Genomic DNA, 17,316 nt, shown 5'->3' with positions numbered 1-17,316 from the left:
AATGAGGGGTTGATGGCCGTACTGGCCCCTTGCTTATTTTCATATTCAGATCAAACCCTTGGCGTGCTTGTCAGTCGAAGGTTCATGTCATATTCAGCGCGCCAGGGTAGGGGCGCTGTTTTCTGGAGATTCACGCATGACGCGTAGCCGCAAGATTTTCGCATGGACGGGCATCACACTCGTGGTGCTGCTGGCCCTATTGGTCATCGTAATCGTCACGTTCGACTGGAACCGCATCAAACCCACGCTCAACACCAAAGTCAGCGAGGCGCTGCATCGCCCGTTCGCCATCAACGGTGACCTGGACGTGCGCTGGACTCGCGAGCCTGAACTGGGCGGCTGGCGCGCCTGGGTGCCGTCGCCGCACTTTGTCGCGGATGACCTGACGCTGGGCAACCCCGAGTGGTCGAAAACGCCACAGATGGTCACCCTCAAGCACGTCGAGTTTCGTCTGTCGCTGCTGCCTTTGCTGGCCCAGCAGGTGGTGATTCCGCGTATCGACCTTACTGGCCCTGAAGCGAAGCTGGAGCGGCTTGCCGATGGTCGTGCCAATTGGGTGTTTGACCTGCCCAAGTCCGATCCGAATGCCGAGCCCTCCAAATGGGTGATGGATATTGGTGCCATCAAGTTCGACAAGGGGCTGGTGAGCTTCAATGACCAGACGCTGAACGCCAATCTGGACGTGGTGATCGACATGCTCGGCAAGCCGATCCCGTTCAGCGAGATTGTCGGCAGTAAAGAAGCGCAAAAGGCGCAGGAAAAGGGCGCTGTGCCGCAGGACTACGCATTCGGTCTGGGCGTAACCGGCCAGTACCACGGCCAGAAGCTGAGCGGCACCGGCAAGATCGGTGGCTTGCTGGCGCTCAAGGATGCCAGCCAGCCGTTCCCGGTGCAGGCAGACGTCAAGATTGGCGACACCCATGCAGTAATCGCCGGGACCCTGACTGATCCACAGAACCTCGGTGCGCTGGATCTGCGTTTGAAGCTGTCTGGCGCGAGCCTGAGCAATCTTTACCCGCTGACTGGCGTGACCTTGCCTGACTCACCGGCCTATTCCACCGACGGTCGACTGGTCGCCAAGCTGCACGATGCGGCAGGCGCGAGCTTTCGTTACGACGGCTTCAACGGCAAGATCGGTAACAGCGATATCCATGGCGACCTGGCTTATGTCGCCAGCCAGCCTCGTCCCAAGCTGAGTGGCGTGCTGGTGTCCAATCAACTGCTGTTCAGTGACCTTGCACCGCTGATTGGTGCGGATTCAAACGCCGCGCAGAAAAAGCGTGGTGGCGAAAGCAAACAGCCGTCGGGCAAGGTTTTGCCGGTTGAAGAGTTTCAGACCGATCGCTGGCGAGCCATGGACGCTGACGTCGAGTTCACCGGCAAACGCATTGTGCAGAGCCCTGATCTGCCGTTTACCGACCTCTATACGCACCTGATTCTCAACGACGGCCAGTTGAGCCTTGAACCGCTGCGGTTTGGCGTGGCGGGTGGCAAGCTGGACGCCGACATTCGGCTCGACGGGCGCGACAAACCCTTGCAGGGCCGTGCCAAGCTGTCTGCGCGTAACTTCAAGCTCAAGCAACTGTTCCCGACATTCGAGCCGATGAAGACCAGTTTCGGTGAGCTGAACGGCGATGCTGATATCAGTGGTCGTGGCAACTCGATCGCAGCCTTGCTCGGCACCGCCAACGGGGAAATGAAGATGCTGGTCAACGACGGTGCTATCAGTCGTGGCCTGATGGAAATCGCCGGGCTTAACGTCGGCAACTACGTGGTGGGCAAACTGTTTGGCGACAAGGACGTGAAGATCAACTGCGCTGCCTCAAACTTCGGCATCAAGGACGGGCTGGCGACCAGCCGCTTGTTCGTCTTCGACACCGAGAACGCCATCATCTACATCAGCGGCACCGCCAACATGAAGACCGAGCAACTGGATTTGCAGGTCAACCCTGAATCCAAAGGCTTCCGCGTGTTCTCGCTGCGTTCGCCGCTGTACGTCAACGGCCCGTTCGCCAAGCCCAATGCCGGTGTGCAGTCCGGGCCATTGCTGCTGCGCGGCGCAGGTATGGTCCTGCTCGGTGCGACCGTAGGCCCGGTGGCAGGCCTGCTGGCGCTGGTTGCGACGGGCGACAACGAACCCAACCAGTGCGGCCCGTTGCTGGAGCAGATGCGCACCGGCAAAGCGCCGAAGACGGTGAAGTAACGCCCTATCTCTCGTGCCAGCGCTCTGCGTTACAAGTGTGCGCCCAGCGCACATCTGGCCGGACGCAGAGGGGTCGGAAATGCATTCCCGCTGAGGGCGCGCAACGATGTTTCTGCACATTGCCTGAGAACCCGTTACCCATAAAAAAGCCAGGACCGAGGTCCTGGCTTTTTTATGGATGCCGCGTGTTACAGGCCTTCGAGAATGTCCGCCATGTCATCGGCGTGCTCTTCTTCCTGAGCAAGGATTTCTTCAAAGATACGGCGAGTAGTAGGGTCGCTGTCGCCGAGGTACTGAATGATCTCGCGATAGCTGTCGACCGCGATGCGCTCGGCTACCAGGTCTTCATAGACCATTTCCTTCAGCGTGTTACCTGCAACGTATTGCGCATGAGAGTTCTTCGACAGCAGATCCGGGTTGAACTCCGGCTCGCCGCCCAGTTGCACGATACGTTCGGCCAGCTTGTCGGCGTGCTCGGCTTCCTGAGTCGCATGCTCCAGAAACTCTTCCGCAGCGACGCTGGCTTTGAGGCCGGACGCCATGTAGTAGTGGCGCTTGTAGCGCAGCACGCAGACCAGTTCGGTGGCCAGCGACTCATTGAGCAGGCGCAACACCGTCTCACGGTCAGCGCTGTAACCCTCAGTCACCGCACCATTCTCAACGTTCTGGCGCGCACGCTGGCGCAGGGTGTTTACATCGGAAAGCTGTGATTGCGGTGCAGAATTCATCATTTATCTCCAGGACTCATCAGGTTTTGCTGTCCCGCTCTGTGTGTTGCCCGGCAGGATCAGCAAAGGTTGTGAGTGGCGGAGGATGCAAAAAGTTTTATCGGATTTTCACAGGACAGGCCGGGTGTGACTAAATGTAAAAATATAAGAAACGAGCTCTGAACGCTGCGGTCCCAACCATGAGACCCTAATAAATCGTGGAGATACACAATGCTCAAGTTCCTGGGAAGCACCGTCGGCATCATCTTTCTGATCGGCCTGGTAGTGGTTATTGCCCTGTTCAAGCTGGTTTTCTAAGCGTCAACCTGCTGGTTGGCCTTGATGCTGCGCTCTGGGGGGATTCCTTCAGGGCGCAGCAATCATGTTCTCTACCGTTCCAGAAAATGCGATGCGATTCGCAGTGCAATGAGGCAAATCGTCAGCGCATATCCTGAAGCCAATGGAATTATCAGAAGCTTCTTATAGCGCTTCGGCAGATTGTCTACTTCCCGAATATCAATCAGGCCTCTTTTTTCGTGAATGTTGGGCATTATTAATACTGTAGCGATAATGCTACCTCGCATGATTTTTCCGAGCAGGCCGGCATTTGACCAGACGTGTCTTATGTCCGTTATATAAGAGCAATTTGGCAAGCGCTCTTCGATAGCCTCGACGTACCTATGCGCAATGAACGCCATGGCGATACAGAGCAGTAACATCAGCATCAGTATAAATCCTCCAGCTAACGCTATTACTGTATGTATCATTTTTATACCTCACGCGCGGGGGATCATGAACTGAGTGAGCCAGATCAGTGCTACAAACACCACAATCTGCGCCGTCCAGGGAATAAACAACAGGTATCTTAACTTGGCAGGAAAACGTCTGGCTTGCTGTATGTCCATGAGCCCTTGCTTCTTGCCTAGACTGGGGGTGGTCAAGAATATATATGTCATTCATCGCACTATTTTTCCGGGCAAGCCTTCTTCGCCGTAAGTGGCTTTGTTGTCTGTGATGAGCTTGCAGTTCGGTAAGTGTGATTCGAACGTATACGTGTATTTATGCGCTATGTAGCCTGATGCAAAAATAGTAATGAGCATAATGGCGTATAAGATAATACCTATCAGGCCCGGCTCGATACTGGTCAACTTCTGATCTCGCACACGCAGAGTATCTCCTTGCATTGTCGAGCGTCATGAGTCGCTCTCCGATTGTCTGTGCATAAGCTCGCGAGCTTTTTGCGAAACCTGAATGTTTTCCATCACTAATAACACATCTGGTTGTCCCATTAAAGCGCCCGTCAGACCATTCCTATAGGTCAAAAAAATAAATCATAGCCCATAACGCCATTAAAGCCGAAAATAGAAAGCAAGTTAGAATAAGTGGAATTGTCAACATTCTTTTGTAATGGCTAGGTAAGTTATTTATTTCTTGAGCGCTTATTAGGCCTCTTCGAGAATAGGGCTTTGGCATGAGCAGTATCATGCCAATAACGCCTCCGCGCATGACCTTGCCAAGCAAGCCGGCCTCTAAGTAAGTTTGCCTAATTGTTTGCACAAAGGAACAGTTTGGGAGGTATGTCTCAATGGTCTCGACATATTTGTTTGCAATGATGGCGATGACTATACAGGTTGGAATTATCGGTCCTACTACAATTAGACTGATTAAGCCTATTGGAGTGTTCGTCATTTTGTAACCTCGCTGTAAAGGTACTCACCTATTCGTTCGCCGGCTTCTTCTCCTCCTTTGCCTCCTGCCCATCCGCCAGCGGCGCCTCCGACGACGCCACACACCAGCGCACCCGGCCCGGTTGTAATTCCTAATAAGACAGCGCAACCTGCCGTCAGCCCAAGCCCCCCGAAATAACCACCGAGACTTGCTCCGCCTACATTGAACAATAGCGAGCTTCCCTCGACGTATTTTGCCTTCCTGCACTGTTCTTCACGCCCCGCAGTGCAAGCTTTATGAATCGCAAGCCCGGTGGAACCAACCTCAAGGGCTGTCCCAATATAGGTCCCTCGCTTGATCCATTTAGAAGCTTTGGCCACGCCAGACACCTTGTCAGCGTATCCCGCTATCTCTCCAGTATGCATATAGCTGTTGGTTGAAAGTCCGAGCAGTCTTTTGATCGAGCCTTTGTTGCGCAGCCCGGACCCATATGCCAGAAAATTACTCAGCAGCTTCTCAAGCTTCATGAACAACTCTGTTCGCTTGGCGTAGAAAGCGTCCCGTTGGGTCATGGTGCCGGAGCCCATATGCGCCTGGTAGAGCTTTTCGATATCCTGGAGCGATTTCTTGATCTCTTCCATATGCTTGGCCCAGCCATCACTCGTGGCGCCTATGCCTATGGATGTGTAGGAGATCGCCTGCTTGAGCAGCTCAAAATTTTCAAGAAAAAAATCATCCGCTTCCACCCCATTCACCAGCAACGCCGTATGCACCTCCGCGGCCTTGGCCATCAGGAAAGCTTCCTGGGCGGTAGACGACGGAGTGGAGGCGTCGCCGACGATGACCAGCTCACCGGCAAGAACAACGCTGCCCGAGATGTGTGAGTTGAGGGCGAGGAACTTTGCCTTGGTGTTCTTTGGCAGCGCTAGGTTGGCTTTCAGAGAGTCAAAGGTCTGTGTTCTGGCATTGATGAAGGATCGTGCTTCGGCCATGGTCGTACCTCACGAGTACTTTTTATTATTGATCCGGTCCCATCCGCCAGCCACGTTACCGCCTGCCGTGCCATCGACACGCTTTTGCAGGGTGTAGGTGGTTTTTATCCGGCCATAGTTGAGCTGAACGATTTCGATGGGGATGCCGGAACTCGCGTTCTGCGTGTAGTCGGCGATGATGACTTCTTCGAGCACAGCTTCGTAGTATTTGAGTTTGTCGTTACCTGCGCGACACAGCACCAGCTTCACTTCCTTGAGGTGCTGGCCTGAGCAACTGGCTTCCATGAGCTTGCAGCTTGCGCTGTCGAGGTATTTGGTGAACGTGAAGTTGGTCATGGTGGTGCGACCGGATGAAGCGCCGCCCGAGGAACTGGCGGTGGCTGAGGTGCTTTGGCTGACGCCGAAGTTATAGCCGGTGATTTCAATCCATTTGCTGTACTTCTCGTCCAGCGCCTCGCCAGGGATGTCTGCGATCTGAATGAAAGCGTCGAAAGCCATGCTTACCTCTCCTTGGTAATCAGTGGTGTAACGTAGGAATTTTGCGATGAGCGGCTATGACAACAAAATTTTCTGCGTGATTCAAGGTACAAAGGTTCGTTTGAAACGCAATGTTTAATCGGGTGTTTAATAGTTAAACGTCAGGCATGGAAAAGCCCTACGCGTTGCGCGTCGGGCTTTTGTGGTTGTATCGATTACATCGCTTTTTCGTTTTTCTCGCGCTGTTCGCAGGTCATGAAACCCTTGTTGGTCACACGGCCGTCGCTGTTGAAGCTGACGTGGTAGACCTGTTTGTGGCCGTCTTTGGCCATGACGTAGTTGTTGCAGGTGCCTGGGTTGACCTTGCGCTCGATAGTCGACGAAGGCTCGCCGCCGATGGTCAGAACCTGCTGGCGGGTCATGCCATTCTCGACTTGCTTGACCAGAGGCTCGTTGCGATAAGTGACGTAGTCCACCGGGTTCTGCACGGTTGTGTTGCTGCAGCCAGCCATTGTTGCCAACACAAACGTCGCCGCGAAGATTTTCTTGTACATCGTTATTGCTCCACATGTCAGAGCCGGTTTTGGCCCGGTATGCCTTGGAGCAGGGAAGGTGTGCAAGAGTTCGAAAAAAGATGGCGATGAGGCAGTATTTTGCAGTCGCATTGATGTCTTTTTCGATCCAGAATGCCACGACGGTTGGGAAAAGATGGCCCTTTGAATATTCCTCGCACGTTCCCAAAAGGCCGAGGTCAATCTGATGGCATGGTCGAGCGCTTTTGTTCGGCCCTGGGCTCGGTCATCGTTTGTCTGTCAGACCGTAGTTCGTTAATCAGCCGATCCTCTGTGACGGCCAGGAAGATGCGATGAGCGATAAAGAACTGTATGAGATCGAGTACACCTTGCAGGGCGAGCACCACATAGACGTTATCGAGAATCTGGACGTGCCCATTATCGACGTGGTGCACGAGCTGGCGCTCAAGCATCATGTGGAACTGGACGAGCTTTCAGGCAGCGAAACCGGCATTGCTCACGCCGCCGGTATCACGGATGTTTCAATTCATAGCCTGGAGGTGGGCGAGAGCAGCGCGACGGCCTAGTCTGCCCTTGACCGCAACGGCGTTGTCCAGCGTTCCGCGAGGATGACGCCGCACAGGGTCAGCGCTCCGCCGAACAGGTGATAGAGCGCCAGTTGTTCGCCCAGCGTCGCCGCGGCAATCAATGCCGTGGCGATGGGCATCAGGTTAAAGAACAAGGTTGTGCGGCTGGGGCCCAGGCGCATGATCGCTTTCATCCACAGCCATGGCGCGAGCATGGACGTGGGAATGGCGGCATACAGCACCATCGGGATGTTGTTCGCGTTCAGGCCGGTTTTCTCCGACAGGATAAACGGCGGCAGCAGCACGATAATCGCCAGCAGAATCTGCACATACAGCAATTGCAGGGGCGGCAGGCACAGCTGCCACTTCTTCAGCAGCGTGCTGTAGACGGCATAGGATGCCGCTGCCACCAACACCATCGCATCCCCACGATTGACCCCATGTTCGATCAGCTCGCCCGGGTGGCCCGCCGAAACCACTACTACTACCCCCGCGAATGAAATCATGGCCCCCACCAGCGCGCCCGAGGTCAGGCGAGTGCCGAGACAGGCTATCGACAGCCCAAGCGCCATCATCGGCACCATGGACTGGATGATTCCCATGTTGGTGGCGGTCGTCAGGCCTGCAGCGAAATACGCCAGGCTTTGATAAAGCGCTGTGCCCAGCACGGCGAGGATAAAGATCTTGCCCAGCAGCGGTCTGATTGCGGCACGGTTTGCCCAGACCGGCCCGAGCATGAATGGCGTGAACAGCAGCCCGGCCAGCGCCCAGCGATAAAAACCTATCTCTGCCGGGAAGATCACTCCGGACGACGCCTTGGTGACGGCCGTATTGATTGCCCAGATAAGGATTGTGATCAGCGGAAAAGCGTATTGCATGTGGGGATCATCATGAAAGCGAGCAGCGATTATCCGCCTGTTCTTCGCGAATGCCAGCTTCAATACGCAGTGCGCCGTCATCTCTCGCAACCTTTGACTACACTGGTTCTCAACCTGTGCCGTTTGCTGCAGGGTATCTGGAGAGTCTGTCGATGAAGAAGCTCGGTATTCCGTTGTTGCTCGTTGGCCTGATGTTGTCCGCTCAGGGTTTTGCCGCCACCGCGCAGCAGAACAAGATGACCACCTGTAACGCTGACGCCAGCGCCAAGTCACTCAAGGGCGACGAGCGCAAGACGTTCATGAGCACCTGCCTGAAAGCCGCGCCGCCGCCTGCGGCTACCCAGCAGGACAAGATGAAAACCTGCAACGCGACGGCCAGCGCTGACGCGCTCAAGGGTGATGCGCGGAAAAGCTTCATGAGTGATTGTCTCAAGAAGAAATAATTTTCCGGCGCTGAGCAATGCCTTGAATGGCTGGCGAATGTGCAGCAAACACGGCACTTTCTTGCGGTTATAAGGCCGATCATCGGGCGGATGATTGTGTCGTGATTTTTCCATCTTGCGCATCACTGGTTCTCGGCTGAGAAGGCTGGCAGACTGCCCACCTTCCTTGTGTCGCCCTTTGAGGGTCTATGCCAACGTTTTCTGCGCGTCAGGTGTTAATAGCCAGCTGGATTCTTGTGTTTGGCGGGTTGCTGTTGGTATTGCCTTTCAAGTTGTTGCCCAGTCTGCTGGCCGGTCTGCTGGTCTTCGAACTGGTCAACATGCTGACCCCCAAGCTGCAACGCCTTATCTCGGGCGAGCGCGCGCGCTGGCTGGCCGTTGCCTTGCTGGGGACCATCGTGGTCAGTCTGCTGACCCTGATTTTCGCGGGTGTCATCAGCTTTGTGCTGCATGAAGCCGAAAATCCCGGCGCCTCGCTGGACAAGTTCATGGTGCTGGTGGATCGCGCGCGCGGGCAGTTACCGCCGTTCATCGACGCTTATCTGCCAGCCAGTGCGGCGGAGTTCCGGATTTCCCTGGGGCAATGGCTGCAGAAGCATGTCGGTGAGCTACAAATGATAGGCAAGGGCGCGGCGCATATGTTCGTCACCATGCTGATCGGCATGGTGCTGGGGGCGATCATCGCCTTGCAGCGGATTTCCGATGATCACGTGCGCAAGCCGCTGGCGGCAACGCTGTTTGATCGTCTGTATCTGCTCAGCCGCGCGTTCCGCAATATCGTCTTCGCCCAGATCAAGATATCCCTGCTCAATACTGCGTTCACCTCGATCTTTCTGGCCGTCGTGCTGCCGTTGTGCGGTATTCATCTGCCACTGACCAAAACCCTCATTATCCTGACCTTCCTGCTCGGCCTGTTGCCGGTGGTGGGTAACCTGATGTCCAACACGCTGATCTTTATCGTCGGCATGTCGATCTCGATCTGGGTCGCTCTGGCGGCACTGGGTTATCTGATCGTGATCCACAAGGTCGAGTACTTCCTCAACGCGCGAATTGTTGGCGGGCAGATCAATGCCAAATCGTGGGAGCTGTTGCTGGCGATGCTGCTGTTCGAAGCCGCATTCGGCCTGCCGGGCGTGGTGGCAGGGCCGATTTATTATGCGTACCTGAAGAGCGAGTTGCAGAAGGAAGGGTTGGTTTAACGCTTTCCTTGATACACATCAGAGTAGCTATCGTGCCAATGCTCCGCGTTGGCATGCCGTTCTGGACGCTCCGCGTCCGCTCTTGAGCTAGCCGTAACGCTTCTTCGCCTCGATTGCCAGGCCGCTGCCGATGCTGCCGAAGATGTTGCCTTCTACGTGGCGCGCGTTGGGCAGCATCGCCGAGACGCTGTTGCGCAGTGCCGGAATGCCGCTTGAGCCGCCAGTGAAAAATACCGTGTTGACCTGCGCTACGCTTACGCCCGCATCGTTCAGCAGATTGGTCACGCTGTTGCGCACCCGCTGAAGTTGCCCATCAATAGCCGTTTCAAACATCGCCCGACTCAACTCTACACTGAGCCCCGGCTCAACCCGGTCCATCGGCAGGTGGCGGTGTTCGGCGTGGGTCAGCTGGATCTTGGTTTCTTCCACTTCCATCGCCAGCCAGTGTCCGGCGCGTTGTTCGATCAGCTTGAACAGGCGGTCGATGCCGCCGGTGTCCTCGATGTCGTAGCGCATGCTGCCCAGTGCCAGTTGGGACTTCTGCGAATACACCGCGTTGATGGTGTGCCAGGTCGCGAGGTTGATGTGGTGGCTGGTGGGCATGTAGGCACCGCTTTTCATGCGGCTGCCGTAACCGAACAGCGGCATTACGCCTTGCAGGCTCAGCTGCTTGTCGAAGTCGGTCCCGCCGATGTGTACGCCGCCGGTGGCCAGAATGTCCTGTTGGCGATCATCGTGCTGGCGTCGCTCGGGCGACAGGCGCACCAGCGAGAAGTCTGAAGTACCACCGCCGATGTCGACGATCAGCACCAATTCTTCGCTTTCAATGGTCGACTCGTAATCGAAGGCCGCCGCGATAGGTTCGAACTGGAAGGACACGTCCTTGAAGCCGATCTTGCGCGCCACTTCAGCCAGCGTGTCTTCCGCCTCCTGGTCCGCCTGCGCGTCGTCATCGACAAAATGCACCGGGCGACCCAGCACCACCTGTTCGAACTCACGTCCGGCAGTGTTCTCGGCACGTTTTTTCAGCTCACCGATAAACAGCGCCAGCAGGTCCTTGAACGGCATTGCCGTGCCCAGCACGCTGGTGTCGTGCTTGATCAGCTTGGAGCCCAGCAGGCTCTTGAGCGAGCGCATCAGGCGGCCTTCATAACCCTCCAGATACTCGTGAAGCGCAAGGCGGCCATACACCGGGCGGCGCTCTTCCATGTTGAAGAACACCACCGATGGCAGGGTAATCTTGTCGTCCTCCAGCGCGATCAACGATTCCATGCCGGGGCGTTGCCAGCCGACGGTGGAGTTGGACGTGCCGAAGTCGATACCGCAGGCACGGGCCGGGGATTGGTCATTCATGTCTTTTACGTTCCAGTCAAAAAACGGCCGCGCAGTTTATGTCAGCGCGGGCAAATTGCGTAGCGCGACACGTCGCTTATATTTGCCTGGCTGTATTTGCGGCCAAGGCTTGAACTGAGGCCCATCACCCCCAATCTTGAAGGTATTCTCGGTAGACCAGGTCGTCGAAGGCTCGACCCGCCTGAAACGCGGCTGGCTACCTGTACATTTTTCGACGTTAGGTAATCCAGATACCTCATAAACAGAGGGAGCTGGGCGCGTGACGCCAGCGTATCTGGCTTTGCCGGATAAATCGGATGGGTGATCGTTACATGGATTTCAAAGACTACTACAAGATACTTGACGTTGAGCCCACTGCGGACGACAAGGCGATCAAGACCGCCTATCGCAAACTGGCACGCAAGTATCATCCCGACGTCAGCAAGGAGGCGGGCGCCGAAGACAAGTTCAAGGAAGCGTCCGAAGCCTACGAAGTGCTCAGCAGTCCTGAAAAGCGTGCCGAGTACGATGAACTGCGCAAGTACGGTCGACAGGGCCGTCCGTTCCAGACCCCGCCTGGCTGGCAAAGCCGTGCCGGGGCGGGCGCAGGCGGATTCGAAGAGACGGCCGACTTTTCCGAGTTTTTCAGTTCCATTTTCGGTGGTCGGCCGCAGCAGGGTGGGCGTACTCGCAACCCGGGGCGCAAGGGCCAGGATGTAGAAATGGAGCTGGCGGTGTTCCTTGAGGAAACGCTGTCCGGGGAATCCAAGCAGGTCAGCTTCAAGGTGCCTCAGCACAGCGCCAACGGGCAGCGGGTCAGCGATATCACCAAGACCCTGAACGTGAAGATTCCGGCAGGTGTGGTCGACGGCGAGCGCATTCGCCTCAAAGGCCAGGGCGCACCCGGTATCGGCGGCGGTGCCAATGGTGATCTGTACCTGATCATCCGCCTGGCGCCGCATCCGATGTTCGAGGTCGAAGGCCATGATCTGGTGATCACCGTGCCGCTGGCCCCGTGGGAAGCAGCGCTGGGCACCAAGGTGGCAGTGCCGACGCTGACCAGCAGGCTCAATCTGACTATTCGGCCTGACAGCCAGAACGGTCAACGCCTGCGAATCAAAGGCAATGGCCTTATGAACAAGAATGGCGAACGCGGCGATCTGTATGCGCAGTTGAAGATCGTCATGCCCAAACAGTCCGACGAGGCGACGCGGGCGCTCTGGCAGAAGCTGGCCGACAACAGCGCGTCGTTCGATCCGCGTGCGCACTGGAAGGGGTAAGCGCGGGCAGCGCCGTCTGATTCGGCGTTGATGTGGTGTGAAGCGTCACGGCTGCATGCTGAGTGGTATGCAGCCAGCCGCTTCAGTTTTTTGGCAGCACCACTTTAAACGTGGTGCCTTCGCCAATGGTCGAGGTCACTGTGATGCTGCCGCCGTGGGCGTTCACCACTTCCTTGACGATGAACAGGCCCAGCCCCAGGCTGGTCGACGTGCCGCGTGTTTCGCTGTTTTCCTCGGTGCTGCGCACCAACGGATCGAAGATCGTGCCAATGGCATCTTCGGCGATCGGCTTGCCTTCGTTGTGCACCACCAGTTCCACTGATTTTTCGGCCCCGGTGACACTGACCGTGATCTCGTGACTGGCTGCGCCATGCTGCAAGGCATTGCCGATCAGGTTCTGCAACATCTGGCTGATCCGTCCAGTGTCCCAGTGACCCTTGGTGTTGCCTTCGATGCTGAGCACCGGAGTGGAATCCGGTCGCCCGGCGCAGGCTTCTTCAATGGCTTCACGACAGGCGCTGGCCAGGTCCATGTGTTTGCGCTCCACCGGCAGCCCGGCGCCCAGACGGCTGCGCACGAACTCAAGCAGATCGCTGACCATCGCGCCCATGTGACGGGTACTGGTCTGGATGCGAGCGACGTAGCCCCCGGTCTTTTCGTCCAGCGTTATTTTGCGTGCCAGCAGTTCAGTGGACATGCTGACGGCTTGCAGCGGCGCGCGCAGGTCATGCCCCAGAATGGCCAGAAAGATATCCCGTGAACGTCCGACTCGCTCGGCATAGGCGGCGGTGGACTCTGCCAAGGCTTCATCAATCGCTTCATTGAAGCGAATCACATCCTGAAAGTCAGTCAGTTGCGGCACAGTCAGGCTTTCCGCCCACAGACGAATGACGCTGGCGCGCAAATGGCGGAATTCGGACGTCATCTGCACCAGATCAAAACCGACCTCATGGCGCAGTTCTCCATGGCTGCTGGCGGCTTCATCCAGGCTCGGCGTCTTGTTCAACTCCTCACCACGAGCCTTGGCGATCTCTTCGCTCTTGCTCTGTGCCGTTTTCATGTCGCGTGCAGCCGCGAGCAGAATCGACTTCGCATGATCCCGCAGTTCAACCCTGGTCATCGATTCTGCAGCCGGTTTCAGGGTTCTGGCGAAGTCTTCCCATTCATCGACAATGCGATCCACATGAACAACGATGAATTCGGAAAGGCGCATGGCCGAGTACCTTGCTAGAGGTGCATGACAAAAGATGGCGCATATTACCTCCTTTACATGACATGAAACACCGAGTGTTTACTGTCATTTTGGTCGGTAAACGGCCTTTTTCTGGATGCGGTGTCCAATCGGCAGCGTATTGAACGGAGTGCCTGAACAATCACTATCGTGACAATGCTCATCTCTAGAACAGAAAATACCTCTGCGCCATCGGCAGCACATCTGCCGGTTCGCACCACAGCAGTACGCCGTCGGCCTTGACCTGATAGGTCTGCGGATCGACTTCGATGTCCGGCAGGTAGTCGTTGTGGATCAGGTCCTTCTTCTGCACCGTGCGGCAGCCTTTTACCACGCCGATCTGTTTTTTGAGGCCCAGCGATTCCGGCACGCCTGCGTCGAACGCGGCCTGGCTGATGAAGGTCATGCTGGTGGCGTGCAGCGAGCTGCCATAGCTGGCGAACATCGGGCGGTAGTGGACAGGTTGTGGTGTCGGTATCGAGGCGTTGGCATCGCCCATCAGGCTCGCGGCAATGGCGCCGCCCTTGAGGATCAGGGTCGGTTTCACGCCGAAGAACGCCGGCCGCCAAAGCACCAGATCCGCCCATTTACCCACTTCGATGGAGCCCACCTCATGGCTTATGCCGTGGGTGATCGCCGGGTTGATGGTGTATTTGGCGATGTAGCGCTTGGCGCGGAAGTTATCGTTGCCAGGGCCATCCTGTGGCAGCGGGCCACGCTGTTTCTTCATTTTGTCGGCGGTTTGCCAGGTGCGCATGATCACTTCGCCGACCCGGCCCATCGCCTGGCTATCGGAGCTGAGCATCGAAAACGCGCCCAGATCGTGAAGAATGTCCTCGGCAGCAATGGTCTCGCGGCGTATGCGGCTTTCCGCGAAGGCCACGTCCTCGGCGATGCTCGGGTCCAGGTGATGGCAGACCATGAGCATGTCCAGGTGCTCGTCGATGGTGTTGCGGGTGAAGGGGCGGGTCGGGTTGGTCGAACTTGGCAGCACGTTCGGCGAGCCGCAGGCCTTGATGATGTCCGGTGCATGGCCGCCGCCAGCGCCTTCGGTGTGGTAGGTGTGGATGGTGCGATTCTTGAACGCGGCCAGTGTGGTTTCGACAAAACCTGACTCGTTCAGCGTGTCGGTGTGAATCGCGACCTGCACGTCATACTCGTCGGCAACGCTCAGGCAGTTGTCGATGGCGGCCGGCGTAGTGCCCCAGTCTTCATGCAGTTTCAGGCCGATAGCCCCCGCCTTGACCTGTTCGATCAACGGGCCGGGCAGGCTGACGTTGCCTTTGCCGGTGAAGCCGATGTTCATCGGAAACGAGTCCGAGGCCTGGAGCATACGCGCCATGTGCCATGGGCCTGGCGTAACGGTGGTGGCGTTGGTGCCGGTGGCGGGGCCGGTGCCGCCGCCGATCATGGTCGTGACGCCGCTCATCAGCGCCTCTTCGATCTGCTGCGGGCAAATGAAGTGGATATGTGTGTCGACGCCGCCTGCGGTGAGGATCATGCCTTCACCGGCAATCACTTCGGTGGCCGCACCGACTGCAATCGTCACGTCCGGCTGGATGTCGGGATTGCCCGCTTTGCCGATGGCGGCGATGCGCCCGTTCTTGATGCCGACGTCGGCCTTGACGATGCCCCAATGGTCAATGATCAGGGCGTTGGTGATCAGCGTATCAACCACGTCAGCGGCCAGCAGTTGACCCTGGCCCATGCCGTCACGGATAACCTTGCCACCGCCGAACTTCACTTCTTCGCCGTAGGTGGTGAAGTCCTTCTCGACCTCGATCCACAGCTCGGTATCCGCCAGTCGAACCTTGTCGCCAACGGTGGGGCCGAACATGTCGGCGTAGGCTTGTCGGCTTATCTTCATCTTTCGGGTCTCGGATTCAGAGCTGCAAGCTACAAGCCGCAAGCTGTAAGTTTTTGACTATCGTGCCAATGCTCCGCGTTGGCATGCATCCCGTGACGCTCCGCGTCACAAATCTTCAGTCTTGCGCGATGGTGGGTGTAATCGAAGCGCAGGAACGATATTCAAAGCTTTCCCATCACCCGACCGGCAAACCCGTAAACCTCGCGCAATCCCGCCAGATCGACCAGCTCGACTTCGCGGGACTGGCCCGGTTCGAAGCGTACGGCGGTGCCGGCCGGGATGTTCAGGCGCATGCCACGGCTGGCGGCGCGGTCGAAGGTCAGAGCGTCGTTGGTTTCAAAAAAATGAAAGTGCGAGCCCACCTGAATCGGCCGGTCGCCACTGTTGGCGACGGTCAGGCTGTGGGTGCGGCGTCCGGCGTTGAGTTCGATGTCACCGGGCTGGATCTGGTATTGACCAGGGATCATGTCGGTTGCCCCAGGGTTTTGAAATAAATGGCGGTCGGCCGATAACGACCGTCCGGTGTGGCGCAATAATCCGGCAGCTCACCGACACGGTGGTAGGCCAGCGAACGATAGAAGGCTTCAGCCGTCGAGCCCGCCTCGGTGTCCAGATGCAGCAGCCCGCGCTTGTGTTTCACCGCAGTCTGCTCCACCTCGTCCATCAGTTGCCGTCCCAGACCCCGGCCCCGGGCCTCTGGCAGCACCATCAGTTTTTGCACTTCGGCGCGGTTCAGGCCGTTGGGCTTCTGGCACAGAGACAGCTGCGCGCTGGCCAGCACTTTATCGTCCTCGGCCACCACCCATAGCAACAGATTGCCGGCGGCGATATCGGCTTTCAGACCATCGCACCAGGCAAACGCCTGCGCCATGTCCAGGTCCGCCATGAACCCGACCGATGCGCCGTCATGAACCGTATCGAATAGCAGCTGCGCCAGGCCGTGGCGATAATGCGCGAAGCTTTCAGCGGTAACCCGTCGCAGGTGTGCATGGTTCATGGCGTGCTCTCTAGATGGATTTGGGCGCTTGTGAAGCGGGCGGCGGAGCGCCGGGTGACAGGTCTAGCTGCATGAACGTCAGGTCCAGCCAGCGGCCGAATTTGGTGCCGACCTGTGGCATTTGCCCGGTGATCTTGAAGCCTAGACGATCATGCAGGGCGATGGAGGCCGCGTTGCCGCTTTCGATGGCGGCTACCATCATGTGCTTGTCGCAGGCGCGGGCGCGCTCGATCAACTCAGTCATCAAGCGCGGCCCCAGGCCTTTGCCACGCTGGTCGGCGCGCACGTAAACCGAATGTTCGACGGTATGGCGAAAGCCCTCGAAAGGCCGCCAGTCGCCAAACGATGCATAACCGAGTACATCGCCTGTGCTCTCGACGGCGATCAGGATCGAATAACCCTGGGTCTGGCGAGACGCGTGCCAGGCCTGACGGTTTGCCAGGTCGACCGGCTGTTCATTCCAGATAGCCGTGGTATTCAGCACGGCATCGTTGTAGATGGCCAGAATGCCCGGCAGATCGCCCGGCAATGCATCACGAATCAGCTCCTGCATGATCATTCCTTCACGCAATCGGCTGGTGCACGGTGACCAGTTTGGTGCCGTCCGGGAAGGTGGCCTCCACCTGGATTTCCGGGATCATTTCCGGGATGCCTTCCATGACCTGATCGCGGCTCAGCAGGGTGGTGCCGTAGTGCATCAGATCAGCGACGGTCTGCCCGTCACGCGCGCCTTCCAGCAACGCCGCCGAGATGTAGGCCATGGCTTCCGGATAGTTAAGCTTCACGCCGCGTGCCAGACGCCGTTCGGCGACCAGCCCGGCGGTGAAAATCAGCATCTTGTCTTTTTCGCGTGGCGTCAGGTCCATGGGTTTTTCGCTTCTTCAGATTCGGTGGTTGATCGTTCCCGTGCTCCGGCCAGAAATGCCGCCCTGGATGCATTGGG

General features: G+C 57.4%; 18 protein-coding genes. 5 read left to right on the top strand and 13 right to left on the bottom strand.

Annotated features, from left to right (window positions below; genetic code table 11):
• Window positions 1-136 precede the first annotated feature (136 nt).
• A complete protein-coding gene (locus N018_RS22565) occupies window positions 137-2,203 on the top strand; it encodes an AsmA family protein (RefSeq protein WP_025390803.1) in 2,067 nt (688 codons plus the stop codon).
• A 188-nt stretch (window positions 2,204-2,391) separates the two neighbouring features.
• Here N018_RS22565 and N018_RS22560 read toward each other — a convergent pair whose 3' ends face one another.
• The 5 genes from N018_RS22560 to osmE all read right to left on the bottom strand — a co-directional run bounded on the left by N018_RS22560 (window position 2,392) and on the right by osmE (window position 6,601).
• Window positions 2,392-2,931 carry a ferritin-like domain-containing protein gene (locus tag N018_RS22560; protein WP_024644100.1) on the bottom strand — a complete coding sequence of 180 codons (540 nt, stop codon included), beginning with the start codon at window positions 2,929-2,931 and terminating at the stop codon, window positions 2,392-2,394.
• A gap of 368 nt (window positions 2,932-3,299) precedes the next feature.
• Window positions 3,300-3,635, bottom strand: coding sequence for a hypothetical protein (locus tag N018_RS22555; RefSeq protein WP_229631178.1), 336 nt, complete (start codon window positions 3,633-3,635; stop codon window positions 3,300-3,302).
• Window positions 3,636-4,595: 960 nt separating this feature from the next.
• Entirely contained in the window at window positions 4,596-5,570 is a 975-nt protein-coding gene (locus tag N018_RS22540) for a hypothetical protein (RefSeq protein WP_025390800.1), read from the bottom strand.
• Between the two features lie 9 nt (window positions 5,571-5,579).
• Window positions 5,580-6,116, bottom strand: coding sequence for an Hcp family type VI secretion system effector (locus N018_RS22535; RefSeq protein WP_080274889.1), 537 nt, complete (start codon window positions 6,114-6,116; stop codon window positions 5,580-5,582).
• Window positions 6,117-6,262: 146 nt separating this feature from the next.
• Window positions 6,263-6,601 carry an osmotically-inducible lipoprotein OsmE gene (gene osmE, locus N018_RS22530; protein WP_024644101.1) on the bottom strand — a complete coding sequence of 113 codons (339 nt, stop codon included), beginning with the start codon at window positions 6,599-6,601 and terminating at the stop codon, window positions 6,263-6,265.
• Window positions 6,602-6,912: 311 nt separating this feature from the next.
• Here osmE and N018_RS22525 point away from each other — a divergent pair, with 311 nt between their 5' ends.
• Window positions 6,913-7,146, top strand: a complete 234-nt coding sequence (locus N018_RS22525) for a hypothetical protein (protein ID WP_024644102.1) — start codon at window positions 6,913-6,915, stop codon at window positions 7,144-7,146.
• Here the strand turns inward: N018_RS22525 and N018_RS22520 are convergent.
• The gene (locus N018_RS22520) at window positions 7,143-8,024 is read right to left on the bottom strand and encodes a DMT family transporter (protein WP_024644103.1); all 882 of its coding nucleotides are present in this window, start codon (window positions 8,022-8,024) and stop codon (window positions 7,143-7,145) included. The genes N018_RS22525 and N018_RS22520 overlap by 4 nt on opposite strands.
• A gap of 152 nt (window positions 8,025-8,176) precedes the next feature.
• On the opposite strand from N018_RS22520, the gene N018_RS22515 reads away from it, so the two are divergent.
• Complete coding sequence (locus N018_RS22515; RefSeq protein ID WP_024644104.1) at window positions 8,177-8,467, top strand: PsiF family protein; 291 nt, start codon at window positions 8,177-8,179, stop codon at window positions 8,465-8,467.
• A gap of 188 nt (window positions 8,468-8,655) precedes the next feature.
• Window positions 8,656-9,666: an AI-2E family transporter gene (locus N018_RS22510; RefSeq protein ID WP_025390798.1), complete on the top strand. Its 1,011-nt coding sequence runs from the start codon at window positions 8,656-8,658 to the stop codon at window positions 9,664-9,666.
• Window positions 9,667-9,753: 87 nt separating this feature from the next.
• Here the strand turns inward: N018_RS22510 and N018_RS22505 are convergent, their stop codons facing one another.
• Window positions 9,754-11,019 (bottom strand): Hsp70 family protein, encoded by a 1,266-nt coding sequence (locus N018_RS22505; RefSeq protein ID WP_025390797.1) that lies wholly within the window; start codon window positions 11,017-11,019, stop codon window positions 9,754-9,756.
• 311 nt (window positions 11,020-11,330) lie between these two features.
• On the opposite strand from N018_RS22505, the gene cbpA reads away from it, so the two are divergent.
• Window positions 11,331-12,278, top strand: a complete 948-nt coding sequence (gene cbpA, locus N018_RS22500; RefSeq protein ID WP_025390796.1) for a curved DNA-binding protein — start codon at window positions 11,331-11,333, stop codon at window positions 12,276-12,278.
• Window positions 12,279-12,360: 82 nt separating this feature from the next.
• Here the strand turns inward: cbpA and N018_RS22495 are convergent, their stop codons facing one another.
• The 6 genes from N018_RS22495 to ureA form a co-directional block, all read right to left on the bottom strand.
• Entirely contained in the window at window positions 12,361-13,491 is a 1,131-nt protein-coding gene (locus N018_RS22495; RefSeq protein ID WP_024644108.1) for a sensor histidine kinase, read from the bottom strand.
• 184 nt (window positions 13,492-13,675) lie between these two features.
• On the bottom strand, window positions 13,676-15,376 hold the full coding sequence (gene ureC, locus N018_RS22490; protein ID WP_003419475.1) for an urease subunit alpha: 1,701 nt from the start codon (window positions 15,374-15,376) through the stop codon (window positions 13,676-13,678).
• Window positions 15,377-15,537: 161 nt separating this feature from the next.
• On the bottom strand, window positions 15,538-15,843 hold the full coding sequence (locus tag N018_RS22485) for an urease subunit beta (RefSeq protein WP_024644109.1): 306 nt from the start codon (window positions 15,841-15,843) through the stop codon (window positions 15,538-15,540).
• Window positions 15,840-16,373 carry a GNAT family N-acetyltransferase gene (locus N018_RS22480; RefSeq protein WP_025390795.1) on the bottom strand — a complete coding sequence of 178 codons (534 nt, stop codon included), beginning with the start codon at window positions 16,371-16,373 and terminating at the stop codon, window positions 15,840-15,842. The genes N018_RS22485 and N018_RS22480 overlap by 4 nt, the downstream gene beginning before the upstream one ends.
• A gap of 10 nt (window positions 16,374-16,383) precedes the next feature.
• Window positions 16,384-16,926 (bottom strand): GNAT family N-acetyltransferase, encoded by a 543-nt coding sequence (locus N018_RS22475; RefSeq protein WP_025390794.1) that lies wholly within the window; start codon window positions 16,924-16,926, stop codon window positions 16,384-16,386.
• 10 nt (window positions 16,927-16,936) lie between these two features.
• The gene (gene ureA / locus N018_RS22470; protein WP_005888604.1) at window positions 16,937-17,239 is read right to left on the bottom strand and encodes an urease subunit gamma; all 303 of its coding nucleotides are present in this window, start codon (window positions 17,237-17,239) and stop codon (window positions 16,937-16,939) included.
• Between the last annotated feature and the right edge of the window lie 77 nt (window positions 17,240-17,316).

The organism is Pseudomonas syringae CC1557 (assembly GCF_000452705.1).
GTDB lineage: Bacteria > Pseudomonadota > Gammaproteobacteria > Pseudomonadales > Pseudomonadaceae > Aquipseudomonas > Aquipseudomonas syringae_F.
Note: the sequence above shows the minus strand (reverse complement) of the source record. Positions and strands in the feature narration are given on the sequence as shown.